This window comes from Mesorhizobium sp. M3A.F.Ca.ET.175.01.1.1, from assembly GCF_004791945.1.
Taxonomy (GTDB): domain Bacteria; phylum Pseudomonadota; class Alphaproteobacteria; order Rhizobiales; family Rhizobiaceae; genus Mesorhizobium.
Genome location: NZ_SRTP01000393.1, coordinates 1 through 287, shown reverse-complemented (window position 1 = coordinate 287; position 287 = coordinate 1). Strand labels below are relative to the sequence as shown.

1 pseudogene is annotated in these 287 nt (G+C 56.8%); it reads left to right on the top strand.

The features are described from left to right. Nucleotides 1-57: 57 nt before the first annotated feature. Nucleotides 58-287, top strand: a pseudogene (locus tag EN818_RS34210) (outer membrane protein assembly factor BamE); the annotation flags it as partial.

The following is a 287-nucleotide window of genomic DNA, read 5'->3' as shown; positions in this document are numbered from 1 at the left end:
ATTGCGTTCGCGGCCAAAAAGGCGCTGGAACATTGAGGGTGGTCTCCCGGGGACCTGTTGTTTGATTTGGCCTTGTTGCATCGGCATGCAAGCTGGTTTACCGGTTTTGCGGCCCAGCGCAAGTTGCGGGGATGTGATGGAGAATTGTTGTTGGGTGCGCTGAAATTCAAGTCGTTCTTTGCGCCCGCCCCATTGGGGGTGGCGTCACTGCTGGTGGTGGTATCGGCGCTTTCCGCCTGTAATTCGTCCAAGATGTTCGGCGATCTCCATCCAACCGAGACGCTGAC